Origin of the sequence: Bradyrhizobium neotropicale (assembly GCF_001641695.1) — a bacterium.
Taxonomy (GTDB): Bacteria; Pseudomonadota; Alphaproteobacteria; order Rhizobiales; family Xanthobacteraceae; genus Bradyrhizobium; species Bradyrhizobium neotropicale.
Genome location: NZ_LSEF01000033.1, coordinates 159,379 through 173,938, shown reverse-complemented (window position 1 = coordinate 173,938; position 14,560 = coordinate 159,379). Strand labels below are relative to the sequence as shown.

Sequence of the window (14,560 nt, the reverse complement as noted above, 5' to 3'; positions counted from 1 at the left end):
CCAATTGACGAGAGCCAGCCATGAAGAGCATCGCGATACGCATTCTCAAATGGGCGATTGTCTCGCTGGCGGTGCTGTCGGTGCTGCTCGTCGTTGGCGGTGTCGTCCTGTTCCGGGCCATCGTCGAACCGGAGAGCGACAAATTCGGCACCGTTCCAGACGAAGCGAAGCTGGCCAACCGGCCGCGGCAGTCGCTGTCGGCGGTCGCGAAGCCATGCAGCGAAGTGCCGGCTGATTGCAGCTATTTTGCTCACATGGACAAAGGCCTTCTGTTGAAGCCGGCCGATGGCGCCTCTTACCCGCAGGAGGTGATGGAGGTCGCCGAGCTGACAAAGCTCAGTCCGGAGCAGGTGCATGAAAACGCCGCACTCGCAAAGCTGACCCCGGAGCAGGTGCGCGAGAGCGCGAGCCTCGGCCAGACCGCCTGGATGATCTGGACCGGCGGCAATGATCGGTTCTGGAATTTTGCCGCGAGTAACACCGCGGGCGCATTCGATCTCCTGAAGACGGTCTCGTCCTACAAGGGCGGGCCCTATGGACGGCGCAATCGCTGGTCCTGGCTCGGTCTCGTCAATGAGCCGTGTTTCAGCGAGCCCACGGAAGGCGACGCGTCGCGGTTCGGGCTGTGGCTCGACCGGCGCGATCCGAATTGCGCGCCCGATCCATTTGCCGATCCGGACAAATATCCGGGAGTGCGGGTCGGCGCCCGCGGCAAGACCGTCCCTGTCGGCTCCTATTACGGAGAGCCGACCGGCGTCATCGGCCTGCGGCTGTTTCCAAATCCGGATTTCGACGAAAAGGCGAAAGCGGACTGGAACGCGGAACGCTACTACACCGATCCGTCCTACTACAACAACGCCAAGCTGATCCGCCCTTACCGGGTCGGCATGTCCTGCGCGTTCTGTCACGTCGGCCCCAGCGCGATCAATCCGCCCGCTGACCCGGAAAATCCAAAATGGGAAAACCTCGCCTCGAATCCCGGCGCTCAATATTACTGGGTCAACCGGATCTTCTTCTGGAACACCAGGCCGCGCGACGAGGATAACGCGCCCGCGCCCAATGAAGGCAACTTCCTCTACCAGCTCTTCCACACCAACCCGCCCGGAAGCCTGGACACCTCGCTGGTGTCCACGGACTACATGAACAATCCGCGGACGATGAACGCGGTCTACAGCGTCATCCCGCGTCTGAAATTGAGCCTGGAGCACGGCGCCGAGCAGTTGACGGGCGGCGAGCTCGATAACAAGCAGCTCCAGGACTATCCGCAGACAGCTGCGCTTCCCCAGTTCTGGGATCCCGCCAGCGGCACGTCGCACACCATGCGGGTGCTGAAGGACGGCGCTGACGCGGTGGGCACCCTCGGCGCGCTCAACCGCGTCTATCTGAACATCGGCACTTTCAGCGAGGAATGGCTGCTGCATTTCCGCCCGTTCCTTGGCGGACGCAAGATCACGCCGATCAGGATCAGCGATGCGGAGAAGCAATCGGTCTACTGGCAGGCGACCGAAGATCGAACCGCGGACATGGCAGTCTTCTTCCTGGTCACCGCGCGTCCCGACCGTCTGGAGGACGTTCGCGAGGGCGAGCCGTTTCTCGAAGACTTCACTTCCGAGAAGGTCAATCGCGGCAAGATCGTCTTCGCCGAAAATTGTGCCGCCTGCCATTCGAGCAAGATCCCGGAGATCCCGGCGAATTCAGGGATCAACGACGGCATCTGCGCCGGCGGCGGCAACGGACCAAATTATCGCCAGTGCTGGGACCGCTATTGGGAATGGACGCAGTCCAAGGCGTTCAAGGAGGCGATGGTCAAGTTGGTCGTGGAGGGCAAGCCCTTTCTGGAGGGCAATTATCTGTCGTCCGAGCGCCGCGTCCCTGTCGACCTCCTGCAGACCAACGCCTGCACGCCGCTCGCCACCAATGGTCTGGCCGGTGACATCTGGGATAATTTCACCTCGTCGTCGTACAAGACCTTGCCTCCGGTCAAGGAGCTCACCGTCCAGCATCCGGTCTCCGGCGCGTCGATGCCCTTGCAGCCGCTTGGCAACGGGCGCGGCTATCTCCGGCCGCCCTCGCTGATCAGCCTGTGGTCGACCGCCCCGTTCCTGTCGAACAACTCGCTCGGGCACGAAGATGACGCGACTTACTACGCGCGCGATTACGCCGCGGCCTCTCGCGGCGGCAGCTACGGAAACTACGCCGCCGCCGAACACTGCCCCGCGGCGAGCGACGACAATCCTTATCTGCCGTGCGTGGCCAACCGGGTGAAGGTCTTCGATCGGTCGATCCGGCAGATGCTGAATCCATCGACGCGGCGTATGGACAAGCACACGCAGATTCCGGTGCCCGGTTACATCTATCGCACCACCGCGCCGGCCTGCCTGATGATCGCATCGGGTTACATGCCGTCATGGGAGCAGCGTCTGTCGCGGCCGTTGCATTGGCTGGCGCCATGGGCGATCGACGAGAAAGGCGGAATTGCGCTCGGACCCTTGCCCAAGGACTTCCCCATCAATGCGATGACGAATACGAAGCTGTTGCCGGACAATGACGAGCCCGGCGGGATCAGCCATTACTGGCGGCTCGCCACGGCGATGCCGACGCTGGTCGGCGCCTTCAAGAAGATGGGCGGCAAATGCTCGCCCGGTGAACTCGCCGATCCGCAAACCCAGGCCAATTCCGAAGCCGCCGTGCGCGACACCGGACTGATCGACACGCTGGTCGGGCTGAGCAAATGCCCGGACTACGTCGTCAATCGCGGCCACTACTTCGGGTCTGATCTCTCCGCCGGCGATAAGGAAGCGCTCATAGCCTATCTCAAGCATTTCTGAGGTGTGCCGTGACGGCAGTGGAAACTTATGACTACGTCGTGGTCGGAGCGGGCGCCGGCGGCGGCGTGCTGGCCGCGCGGTTGGCCGAGGCAGGCCGGCGCGTGCTGTTGCTCGACGCCGGCGATGATCCCGTTGGATCGGTGGACGACGTCCCACCGGGAAGCCGGTCTGTCGGGCCGGACTATCAGGTCCCTGCATTCCATCCGTTCGCCTCCGAAAACCCTGGGCTCAGATGGAATTTCTGGGTCCGCCATTATGCGAACACGGTGCAACAGCGGAAGGATTGGCGCTACCACGAGTACTGGGACGGCGAAGCAGTCGATGGCGTGCTTTATCCGCGCGCCAGCGGCCTCGGCGGTTGTACTGGCCACAATGCGATGATCATCGTGCGGCCGAACAATGCCGACTGGAATCACATCTGGCAGATCACCGGCGACGCCTCGTGGCGGGCGTCCAACATGCAGCAATATTTTCACCGCCTCGAGCGCTGCCGCTACCGCTCGTTCGTCCTCAGATGGCTCGACCGGCTCTTCGGCTGGAATCCGACCGGACATGGCTGGCGCGGCTGGCTGACGACCGAACGCGCATTGCCGCTAAGGGCTGTTCTCGATTGGCGGCTGCGCCGCACGATGTGGCGGGCTGTGCTCGCCGCCGCCAGCCTGCTGCCGGACGCGGCCGAAGGCTGGGGCTGGCTGATGCGCAGCCTCGGCGATCCCAATGATGAGAGGCTTTTGGATGCCGAGGCCTCGACTGTCTGCCTGACGCCGATGTCGTCGGCGCGGCACGCGCGGACCGGGCCTCGCGAATTCCTGCGCGAGGTGCAAAGGCGATTTCCGAACAACCTGACGATACGGCTGAACGCATTCGTCACCCGCATCAAGATCGATGACGTCTCGGCCACCGCATCCGGCGTCTTCTATCGCGAAGGCAAGCGGATCTATCGGGTCGCGGCGCAGCCTCGCGGGGAGGCCGGGCCGGAGAGATTCGTCGGCGCGAGCCGCGAGGTGATCCTGGCCGGCGGCGCTTTCAACACACCGCAATTGCTGATGCTGTCGGGCATCGGTGATTGGGAGCACCTGAAGGCTCGCGGGATCGCCAAGGTAAAGCACTTGCCGGGTGTCGGCCAAAACCTCCAGGATCGATATGAAATCGGCGTGGTCAATCGGGTCAAGAAACCGTGGGAGGCCCTGCGCGGAGTGACGTACACGACCAAGGACCGCCTGTATCGTCAATGGCGCCGGTGGGGCACCGGCGCTTACACCAGCAACGGGGTTCTGTTCTCAGCGAAGTTTCGGTCGCGGACCGACCAGGAGCGTCCCGACCTCTTCTGCTTCTGTCTCCTCGCAGATTTCCGCGGCTACTATCCCAACTATTCCGAGCGCGTCAGGAAGCTCAACTATCTCTCCTGGGCCGTCCTCAAGGCCTACACAAACAACACGAGGGGTACGGTGCGATTGCGATCCGACAATCCATTCGCGCAGCCGCTGATCAATTTTCACTATTTTTCTGAAGGCAATTGCGACCCCGGCCCTGATCTCGACGCAATGGTCACCGGCATCCGCGTTGGGCGCAAAGTGGCCGATGCACTGGGGAAGATGGTCGTCGAAGAGGAGGCCCCCGGACGCCATCTCTACACCGATGATCAGTTGCGCCGCCATGTCGAGGATAACGCCTGGGGCCATCACGCCTGCGGCACCTGTGCCATGAAGCCGGAAGATCAAGGTGGCGTGGTCGACAGCAAATTCCGCGTCCACGGCATCCCCAATCTCCGCATCGTCGATGCATCGATCTTTCCGCGTATCCCCGGCTATTTCATCGTGACGGCCGTGTACATGATCGCGGAAAAGGCCGCCGACGATCTTCTGAGCAAGTGAGAGTGCGACGGGCTGAGATGAGTGATCGCCCTTTGGGGGCACAGTAGCGAAGGGAGACGCGCCGTGAACAAGAACGAGCGTTTGTCGACGGAAACAGGTCGGGACCAAACGGTGGAGCCGCCCAGCGCGCCGCCGATACCCCCGTGGTGGCAATGCGTGCTCAGCGTCGCACTCATCCTGTGGGTTCTCCGCGTGCCCGTAACAACAACGCTGCTCGGATGGCTCCTGCTCTGCTTCGCGCCGCAGGCGCAGGACCTGTTTACCGAATATCTGGATGTTGTCATGTGGTTGCGGATGCTGCTGTTCGTGGTTGTTCTGACTGTGTTCTGGGCTTTGCCGACCCACTATGCCGCCCGCATGCTGGTCAACAGCGATTCCAGGCTGCCCGCGAATGGCGGGCCGTGCCTTGCTGGAGCAGCCCTCTGGCTGCCCCGTCTGCTTGGACTTCTGACATTCGTGGCCGTCGAAGCTGCGATCCTGCGCTCCTACATGAACATTCCGACGCTGGATCAACAACGGGAAGTCGTGCGGCCTGTCGAGCAAGCACTGCTCGCGATGGCAGGCTGGGTCGCGCTCGGTGCTGTCGCATATCTGCTCTGGATATTTTTCCGGCCACGCGATCTCAGGCCAAGGGGCCTGCTCGGGCGCATCAACGCCAAGCTCGGATGGTTCTGGCAGGCGATCTCTCCGGGGCGCAAGAGCGGGTCGGCAGACGAGGAAGGCCGCGACTTCGGCAGGCTTATCCTCGCCGCCGTATTCGCTATCTTCGCGGGGATATTTTTCGTGGGCGCCGATCACGTTGCCGGCTGGTTTCCGCGGTCGATGGCAATACCGTTCATCCTGGGCGGATGGCTGCCATTCCTGACTTATCTGTCCGGCCTTGGACGACAGATCCGCGCGCCGCTGATCACGGGACTGGCCGTGCTGGTCGCCATCGTCGCTGTCGTGTTCGGCGATAACCACACGGTACGCCGTGTGGCGTCGAAAGATGTCGTGCCCATCAAGATCGAGGACGCGATCGATCTCTGGATGACTGAGAACGGCTGCAATCCGAAGACCTCCAACAATGCGCCTGCCGCGAGCTGTCCGCGTCCGATCATTGTCGCGGCGGCGGGCGGAGCAAGCCGCGCCGGCTTCATGATGGCAAGCATGATCGGCTACTTCCTCGATACCCAGGAGGCAGACTATTACGGTGTCAAGGGACTTAGCTCCAAAGACGTCCGCAACCGCCTGTTTTCGATTTCAGGCGTATCGGGCGGAGCGATGGGAGCCGTGATGGTGACCGCAGCGCTGGGCGCGGCATCGCCGGCCGCCGACAAGCAGCCTTGCGTGAATGCCGTCGCCGTCGATCAGTGGTGGGGCGACAAGGTCAACAACTGGCGCGACTGCCTGGAAGCATTGACCAGCGGGGACTTCCTGACGGCCGGCTTCCTTGGGTTTGCGTTCAACGATGCGTTGCCCTTCACCCTCCGCGACCGCGCCGCCGTGCTGGAGGACAGCTGGCGCAATCGCTTTGGCGATGTCGTACCCAAGGCAAAGGAGGACGCCAAAACCTTAGGCTGCGGGGGCCTGGATTGTCCGTTTCTCTCGTTGCGGCCGCAGCCGGGACACTGGATCCCGCTGCTGGTCCTCAACGGTACTTCGGAAGCCATCGGCCGAAGGATCCTGACGACGCCGCTGGCAATGAGCTATGCGCCACCGGGAAAATGCCCGACGGCCGTAACGAACGGCCCCTGTCCGTTGTTCGTGGAAGCTGACAGCTTTCACCAGTTGCTGCGGACGGAGATCGCGTCGGAGAGCTGGCGCGAATGGCTGGGCATGTTCGGGCGATTGCTGTACGGCAACCCGCAAGCCAACGACATCCGCCTGAGCACGGCCGCGCTCAACTCGGCGCGCTTTCCACTGATCTCCCCGCCGGGCTCGGTTCGCAATCAGGAGTATCGGCTGGTCGACCGCATCGTGGACGGCGGCTATTTCGAGAACTACGGCACGTTGACCGCAAGGGAGCTTGCGCTGGCCATTCACACAATCGCGCCGCAACTCAAGCCGCTTGTCATCGTGATCTCGAATGACCCCGACGATCAGCTCGGCCCAACCGACGACGTCGCCAACGATCCGCAGGTCCCGCCACGGCCGACCGCAACCGCGGGCGAAGTGCTCAGCGAGGTCAGCGCTCCGATCACCACTGTCTTCAACCTTCGAACGGCGCATGGCGTGCAGGCCGTCGACGCATTGCGCACCGGACTGCACGCCACCATTCCGGAGTGCGACAAGCTCGTGATTCAGCTCCGTATCTCGCGCGATGGCAACAAGTCCTTGTCCATGAGCTGGTGGGAATCGCCGTTGGTTCAGCGGCGGATCCATCGTCAGACCGAAAGCGATCCGGATACCAATTACGCGAGGGAACACAACCAGAATCTCCCGCGCCTGAAGGCGATCTGGCAGGAAATGCAATCGTCGAGCTGCAGGGCAAGTTAGCTGCCTTTGCTGGTGTTCGAAAGCAGCGGGTGCGCGTGGCGAATCCGACGTCCGTCGTTCCAGCGCTTCGTTCTCCGCCGGGACACATTTTGCCGTGCGTTTGTGAAAAGTCGTGATGTGTCCATGCGGGGTTGATCGCGTATTGTCCGGACTGGCGGGCCGGCGAAAGCACTCTGAAATCGTTGCGGAATTCTCCTCCCTCGTCGGAGAAGTCGCGCCGCAGTATGCCGTCGCGCCAGTCTGGAGTGAACGTGGACAGCGGTGGGCGAATACCCGATAATGAGTTGCTGGACCTGCAGGACGCTGTGGCCTGCGCTTGGACGCCCACAGAAGGATACATCTGATGACTCGAGCTGGTGCCTACGGACAGAAGCTCGGCCAGTTCCTGCATCTGAAGGACGCCCCGCCTTCGCTGGTCACACGTTCGCTGCGCAGCACTGAACTCGCGGTCACCGAGACCCGGAATGACAACCCGGTGTCGGGGCTGTCCGGCTCGCTTGCCGCCGAGGACGCATTTCTCGTCAGTCTGAAGCTTCACGATTACCCGGCCTGCGAGCTCTGGGAGCGTGGCAAATGCCTCATGACGGCGGATGTCCGCGCGGGCACGACCTATCTGTACGACCTCAAGCGCGATCCGCGCTACGTGATCGACAAGCCGTTCCACTCCCTGTTCTTCTACATTCCGCGCTCCGCGCTCGACGGCATCTCGGAACAGTCCGGCAGGCCGCGTGTGGACGAGCTCGACTGCCGGACCGGCGTCGGCCATGACGACGCCATCGTCCGTCACATCGGCGCTTCACTGCAGCAAGGGCTGCGCCGGCCGGGCGAGGCCAATCAGCTTTTCATCGATCACATGATGCTCGCGCTGACCGCACACGTGGCGCAGACCTATGGCGGGCTTCACCGCGCCGCCGAACCCAGCCGCGGCGGTCTCGCGCCGTGGCAGGTGAAGCGCGCCTGCGACAGGCTCGAGTCCGATCTCGGCAGCACGCTCTCATTGCAGGCCATCGCGGCGGAGCTCGGCCTCTCGGTCAGCCATTTTTCGCGCGCGTTTCGTGTCTCCACCGGACTGCCGCCGCATCAATGGCTGCTACAGCAGCGCGTGAAGGCCGCCAAGCAGTTGATGAGCGTGCGCGACCTGCCGCTGTCGGAGATCGCGATATCGGCGGGCTTTGCCAATCAAAGTCATTTTACGCGGGTGTTCTCCGCGGTGGTCGGCGTCAGCCCGGGCGCGTGGCGGCGCGAAGCGCAGGGCGCCCCGGGCAGCGGGGCGTGATCAGCGACGCTTAGGATTTCTTTTAACCGCTCAGGATGCGCCGGCAGGCCTCGACGAAGACCTCGGCGCCCGTGACGATATCCGCGTCGGCGGTATTTTCGGTCCAGTGATGGCTGATGCCGCCGATCGATGGCACGAACAGCATGCCTGCGGGCATGATGGTTGCGAGCATCTGCGCGTCGTGGCCGGCACCGCTCGGCATACGGACCGATCGTCCGTCGGCAACGGCCTTGCTCGCCGCCTCGATCGCATCCTGGAAGCGGGAATCCATCATCGCGGGGGCGCCGGTGCGGATCCGCTCCACCCTCACGATGCACGGTCCCTTCGCGTTGGCTTCATCAGCCATGGTGTGCAGCAGATCCTCCAGCCGCGCAATCACGGCCGGGTCGTCGTCGCGGATCTGGAACAGCATCTCAGCGCCGCCGGGAATGATGCTCGGCGCGCCCGGATCGAGCGCGATGCGGCCGGTGGTCCAGACCGTGCGCGGCCCGCATGCGGCCGGGAAGCGCTCGTCGATCGCCACGCAGAACTTTGCGAGCGCCAGGCCTGCATCCTTGCGCGCGGCCATTCGCGTGGTGCCGGCGTGGTTCTGCTCGCCGACAAAATCGATGCGGTATTGCCAGATGCCGACGATGGAGGTCACGACGCCGATCGCGAGGCGGCCGCTTTCGAGCGTGTCGCCTTGCTCGATATGCGCTTCCAGATATCCGACGTGCCGTCCCGGCTCGGCGCTGACACGCGGCCGGCCGGCAAGTCCCATGTCGGCGAGGGCATCGCGCATGGTCCGGCCGCCGGTGCGGTCACGCGCGGCCTCGATGTCGGCCTCAGTGACCTGACCGACATAGGAGCGCGAGCCAAGGAAGTGGCCGAAATGACCTTCCTCGTCGCACCAGGCGGCAACCTCGACCGCGCCCTTGAATGAGGGATCGGCATTGAGCACGCGCGCAGCTTCGAGCGCATAGACGACGCCGAGCGGACCGTCGAGCCAGCCGGCATAGTTCTGGCTTTCCAGATGCGATCCGGCCAGCAGCTTCGGCCCGGATTTCGCGCTGGTGCCGAAGACATTGCCGATGCCGTCGATCGCAGCCGAGAGCTTTGCCTCGGGCAGCTTCTGCATCAGCCAGTCCAGCGATTGCTTGTGCGGCTCGGAGAAGGTCGGCTTGTGCACGCCGGTCTTGTAGGCGCCGATGGCGCGGAGTGCGTTGAGATCGGCGAGAACCCGCTCGCCATTGGCGCGCGATCGAGTGTCAGGCATGTTCGGCAACCTTCAGCGCCTCGGTGCGGATCTCCTCGACCAGCCTCTCCTTCAGCCGGACGAATTCGGGCGTGGTCTTGATCTTGTAGGAGCGCGGATGCGGCAGGTCCACCGTAATCTCTGCCTTGATGCGGCCGGGACGCGCGCTCATGACGATGACGCGGCTGCCGAGGAAGATCGCCTCCTCGATGTCGTGCGTCACGAACAGCACGGTCTTCTGATCGCGCTCCCAGATCCCGAGCAGCATTTCCTGCATCAAGGCGCGGGTCTGGTTGTCCAGTGCGCCGAAGGGCTCGTCGAGCAGGAGGATCTTTGGATCATTGGCGAGCGCACGCGCGATCGCCGTGCGCTGCTGCATGCCGCCGGAGAGTTGCTTGGGCCAATGGTTCTCGAAGCCGGACAGACCAACCTGGCGGATGAACGCGTCCGCGACCTTGTGCCGCTCTGCTTGCGGCGCGCCTCGCTCGCGCAGGCCGAAGGCGATGTTCTCGCGCACGGTCAGCCAGGGAAAGAGCGTGTAGGATTGGAACACCATGCCGCGATCGGCGCCGGGGCCGGTCACCTCGCGCCCGTCGAGCGTGACGCGCCCGCTGGTCGGACGGTCGAGGCCGGCGACGATGCGAAGCAGCGTGGACTTGCCGCAGCCGGAGGGACCGAGGATGGTGACGAAGTCGTTGTTGCCGATGGTGAGATCGGTCGGCTCCAGCGCCTTGGTCGGCGCGTTGCCGTGGCGCGCGGGAAAGGTTCGCGAGACCTGCTCGATCTTCAGCGTCGTCATGCGAGCTTCCACGGAAACAGCCAGGCGTTGAACGCCTTGAACAGGAAGTCGGAGATGAGGCCGATCAATCCGATGACGATGATGCCGAAGATGATCTGGCCGGTGTTGAGCAGGGCCTGGCTGTCGGTGATCATGTGGCCGATGCCCGAGGACGAGCCGATCAGCTCGGCGACGATGACGTAGGTCCAGGCCCAGCCCAGCACGAGCCGCAGGATTTCGGCGATCTCGGGCGCGGAGGAGGGCAGCAGCACGCGGCGGATGATGCCGCGGTCGCTGGCCCCGAGCGTGTAGGCCGCCTCGACCAGATCGCGCCGCGTGGCGCCGACGGTCACGGCGATCATCAGGATGATCTGGAACACCGAGCCGATGAAGATGACGAGCAGCTTTTGCAGCTCGCCGATGCCGGCCCACAGGATCAGGAGCGGAATGAAGGCGGAGGCGGGCAGGTAGCGGGCGAAGGAGACGAACGGCTCGAGGAAGGCCTCGACGGGCTTGTAGGCGCCCATCAACACGCCGAGCGGAACCGCGATAGCAGCGGCCAGCGCAAAGCCGCCGACCACGCGCCAGATCGTCATGCCGATGTCGAATAGGAAGCCCTGGCGGGTCAGCAGCTCAACGCCTTCCTGCACCATGGTCAGCGGGTTGGCGAGGAATGTCTTCGACACATGGCCGCCGAAGGTTGCCCACGACCAGAGGGCAACGAACAGCACGAAGAACGCAAGGCCGTAGGCCGCGCGTTGCTTCGATGTCACGGGATCCAGGGGACGCATCAAACGATCTATCCGAACCGATAATTTAAGTCATGCGCCGGTCCCGCCGCGATGCGGGACCGGCAGGTCCTAAGGCAGTTTACTTGATGTAGCTCGCGTCGAAGAGGTCATCGACCTTCGGCGCTGCCTTGATGATGCCGATCTCGAGCAGGAGCTCGGCGGCGTCCTTGTTGAAGGTCAGGAAGTCGCCGGCGAAGAATTTCTGGTTCGCGGCCTTGTCCTGCCAGCGCAGGTATTTTGCCGAGTTGCCGAACTGCTCGCCGGTCTGCTTCACGTCGGCGCCCATGATCTCGTAGGCCTTGGCCTGATCCTTGGCGATCATGTCCAGCGCCTCGAAATAGCTGTCGGCGAGCGCCTTGGCCGCCTTGGGATTGTCGGTCAGGAACTTCGGCGTGCAGCCGAAGGTGTCCATGACCATCGGATAGTCGAGCGTGGTCGCAATGATCTTGCCCTTGTCGGGCGCGGCGCGCACGGTCGACAGATACGGCTCATAGGTCATCGCCGCATCGTTCTGGCCGGAGACGAAGGCCTGGGCGGCCGCGGCCGGCTCGAGGTTCACGACAGTGACGTCCTTCACCGACAGCCCGTTCTTCTTGAGTATCCAGGCCAGCGCGAAATAGGGCGAGGTGCCGGGCGCGGAGGCCGCCACCGTCTTGCCCTTCAGGTCCTTGATCGCGGCGACGTCGTTGCGCACGGCCATGCCGTCGGCACCAAAGCTCTTGTCGAGCTGGAAGATCTGCTTGGTGGCGACGCCGTTGGCGTTCCAGGAGATCCAGGTCTCGACGGTCGTTGCCGCACATTGCACGTCGCCGGAGGCGATAGCGAGATGGCGGTCCTTCTGCGGGATCTTCTTGATCGTGACGTCGAGGCCGTTCTTCTTGAAGATACCGGCCTCTTTCGCAAGCGTCAGCGGCGCGAAACCGGTCCAGCCGGAGATACCGACGCCGACCTTGATGTCGTCGGCGAGCGCCGGGCCGGATACCGCAAGCGCGGATCCGGTTACTGCGAGGGCAATGATTGTCGCGAATACTTTTGAACTACGCATAGTTGTCGTCCTCTTGCGATCGATGGATTGACGTCCTGTTGATCTGTGTCAGTCCTGACTGGATGGACCGTTGCCCAAAGCGTTGCACGAATTGTGCCGACATGTCTCTCTCTCAGCCTCCCTCGAATCGGGCGACAAGGCGGTGAGAGTCACCGGGATAGAGCAGCCGCACGGCGGTGATCGTGCGCGCACTGCGCCAGGTATAGCGGTCGATCACGAGGCAGGGTGCGCCGACGGCAATGTCGAGCGCTTCCGCCGTGCGTTCGTCCGCAACAATGGCGCTGATCGTGTGCTCGGCCTCTGTCCATGGGACGTGATGAAGCAGCCATGAGCCCGGCGGCTCCCGCGCAAAGTCTGCGGTCGCCGCCTCCGGCACGGAGGAGAGATCGATCAGCCTGTCCTCGACCGCAAACGGCACGTTGTCGGCGCTGTGCCGGCAGGCGATCGCAACCACCCTGCCGGCCTTCTTCACGCCGAGACGGTCGCGGTCGGCCGCAGTCGCCGCGCGCAGTTTGCGATGGATCAGCTCGTAACCGTAAGTGCGGCCGAGCGCGGTGATCTCGGCGCGGATGTCGGCGATCTTGAGCACGGCCGACATGTGTTGCGGCCGGCGCACGAAGGAGCCGGCCCGCCGCCGCCGCTCGATCAGATCGGCCTGTGCGAGCTCCGACAGCGCCTTGTTCACCGTCATGCGCGAGCAGCCATAGCGCGCCATCAACTGGTGTTCGAAGGGAATGCGATGCCCCGGTGGCCATTCGCCGGTCAGGATGCGCTTCTCGATGTCGGCCCGGATCCGCTTGTAGAGCGTAGGCTTCTCGGCTGTATCAGCGGCGAGGCTCATGCGACGAGCCTCCGCACGGCTGCATTGAATTGCTCCCGCGCCCTGGCGCGCAGTCTGTGCCTTCCGCCTTCGACCACCTTGGTGCCGCCGGCCCAGACGCAATCGATCGCGCCGTTGGCTGCCGCAAAGATCCAGCCGTCGATTGCGGCATCGCCGCGGCGTCCCGCCAGCGACGGATGTTCGGTGTCGAGGGTGACGATGTCGGCGCGCGCGCCCGGAACAATGCCGACGGTCCTCTGCGCCAGCGCCCGCCCGCCGCCCGCAAGCGCATGATCGAACAGCGCGCGTCCCGTCGAGCTGCCTGCGGCGCCCGACAGCACATTGCGCTGGCGATGCTTGAGCCGCTGGCCGTATTCGAGCTGACGCAGCTCATCGGCGACGCCGACCAGCACATTGGAATCGGTGCCGATGCCGAACGCGCCGCCGGCGTCGAGAAATTCGCGGGCCGGAAAGATACCGTCGCCGAGGCTTGCCTCGGTCACCGGACAAAGGCCGGCGACCGCACCGGTCCCGGCAAATGCGGCGACTTCCTCATTCGTCGTGTGGGTCGCGTGAATGAGGCACCAGCGCCGATCGACGGGCGCATTCTCCAGCAGCCACTGAACCGGCCGCCGGTTCGACCAGGACAGGCAATCCTCGACTTCCTTGACCTGCTCGGCAGCATGGATATGCACCGGCCCGCCATCCGCGAGCGGAATGATCGCCGCGAGCTCGTCCGGCGCCACGGCGCGCAAGCTGTGCGGCGCAATGCCGATATTGGCGCCCGGCAAGCTGCTGATCGCCTTGCGGGAGGCCGCCATCAGCGTGGCAAACTGATCGACCGAGCAGATGAAGCGGCGCTGCCCGGCATGCGGCGCTGCGCCGCCGAACGAGCCGTGCGCATAGAAGCTCGGCAGCAGCGTGAGGGCGATGCCAGACGCTTCGGCAGCCTGCGCGATGCGCGCGGCCATTTCGGCGATGTCGGCGTAAGGCGCTCCGTCGCGGTCGTGATGCAAATAATGGAATTCGCCGACGCGGGTAAAACCCTGTTCCAGCATCTCGACATAGAGCAGCGTCGCAACAGTGGCGACATCGTCCGGCGTCATCCCGAGCGCGAAACGATACATCGTCTCGCGCCAGGTCCAGAACGTATCGGTCGAGCCGCCGCGCAGCTCGGTCAGCCCCGCCATGCCACGCTGGAACGCGTGGCTGTGCAGGCTCGCCAGTCCCGGAAGCGCAATCTGGTGGCGTTCGTCGCCCGCAGCCGGCGCCACGCCCGCGGTCACCGCGGCAATCGCGCCGGCGGTCACGAGCACCTGCACGTCATTGGCCCAGCCCGAAGGCAGGAGCGCGGAGGCGAAATGCAGTCGTGTCATGTTTCCATGCCGGCTGGACAGAACCCCGCCACGATTATATGTCTAGACATATATGTCAAG

10 protein-coding genes are annotated in these 14,560 nt (G+C 64.0%); 4 read left to right on the top strand and 6 right to left on the bottom strand.

Translation table 11 applies throughout. The annotated features are described in order from the left end of the window. The first annotated feature begins 20 nt into the window (after positions 1-20). The 4 genes from AXW67_RS08930 (at position 21) to AXW67_RS08915 (ending at position 8,456) form a co-directional block, all read left to right on the top strand. On the top strand, positions 21-2,828 hold the full coding sequence (locus AXW67_RS08930) for a hypothetical protein (protein ID WP_063677563.1): 2,808 nt from the start codon (positions 21-23) through the stop codon (positions 2,826-2,828). A gap of 8 nt (positions 2,829-2,836) precedes the next feature. Further along, on the top strand, positions 2,837-4,702 hold the full coding sequence (locus AXW67_RS08925; RefSeq protein ID WP_063677562.1) for a GMC family oxidoreductase: 1,866 nt from the start codon (positions 2,837-2,839) through the stop codon (positions 4,700-4,702). Positions 4,703-4,894: 192 nt separating this feature from the next. Then, entirely contained in the window at positions 4,895-7,180 is a 2,286-nt protein-coding gene (locus AXW67_RS08920) for a hypothetical protein (protein WP_145927500.1), read from the top strand. Between the two features lie 343 nt (positions 7,181-7,523). Beyond that, positions 7,524-8,456: a helix-turn-helix domain-containing protein gene (locus AXW67_RS08915; protein ID WP_063677560.1), complete on the top strand. Its 933-nt coding sequence runs from the start codon at positions 7,524-7,526 to the stop codon at positions 8,454-8,456. Between the two features lie 22 nt (positions 8,457-8,478). On the opposite strand, the gene AXW67_RS08910 is transcribed toward AXW67_RS08915, so the two are convergent. From AXW67_RS08910 to AXW67_RS08885, 6 genes are all read right to left on the bottom strand, one after another. Then, complete coding sequence (locus tag AXW67_RS08910) at positions 8,479-9,711, bottom strand: Zn-dependent hydrolase (protein WP_063677559.1); 1,233 nt, start codon at positions 9,709-9,711, stop codon at positions 8,479-8,481. Next, the gene (locus AXW67_RS08905) at positions 9,704-10,489 is read right to left on the bottom strand and encodes an ABC transporter ATP-binding protein (RefSeq protein ID WP_063677558.1); all 786 of its coding nucleotides are present in this window, start codon (positions 10,487-10,489) and stop codon (positions 9,704-9,706) included. The genes AXW67_RS08910 and AXW67_RS08905 overlap by 8 nt, the downstream gene beginning before the upstream one ends. Further along, the gene (locus tag AXW67_RS08900) at positions 10,486-11,259 is read right to left on the bottom strand and encodes an ABC transporter permease (RefSeq protein ID WP_063677557.1); all 774 of its coding nucleotides are present in this window, start codon (positions 11,257-11,259) and stop codon (positions 10,486-10,488) included. The genes AXW67_RS08905 and AXW67_RS08900 overlap by 4 nt, the downstream gene beginning before the upstream one ends. A gap of 79 nt (positions 11,260-11,338) precedes the next feature. Then, on the bottom strand, positions 11,339-12,304 hold the full coding sequence (locus AXW67_RS08895; RefSeq protein WP_063677556.1) for an ABC transporter substrate-binding protein: 966 nt from the start codon (positions 12,302-12,304) through the stop codon (positions 11,339-11,341). Between the two features lie 112 nt (positions 12,305-12,416). Next, positions 12,417-13,145 carry a histidine utilization transcriptional repressor HutC gene (gene hutC / locus AXW67_RS08890; protein ID WP_063677555.1) on the bottom strand — a complete coding sequence of 243 codons (729 nt, stop codon included), beginning with the start codon at positions 13,143-13,145 and terminating at the stop codon, positions 12,417-12,419. Next, positions 13,142-14,500, bottom strand: a complete 1,359-nt coding sequence (locus tag AXW67_RS08885; protein ID WP_063677554.1) for a formimidoylglutamate deiminase — start codon at positions 14,498-14,500, stop codon at positions 13,142-13,144. Before AXW67_RS08885 ends, hutC begins: the two co-directional genes overlap by 4 nt. Positions 14,501-14,560 lie beyond the last annotated feature (60 nt).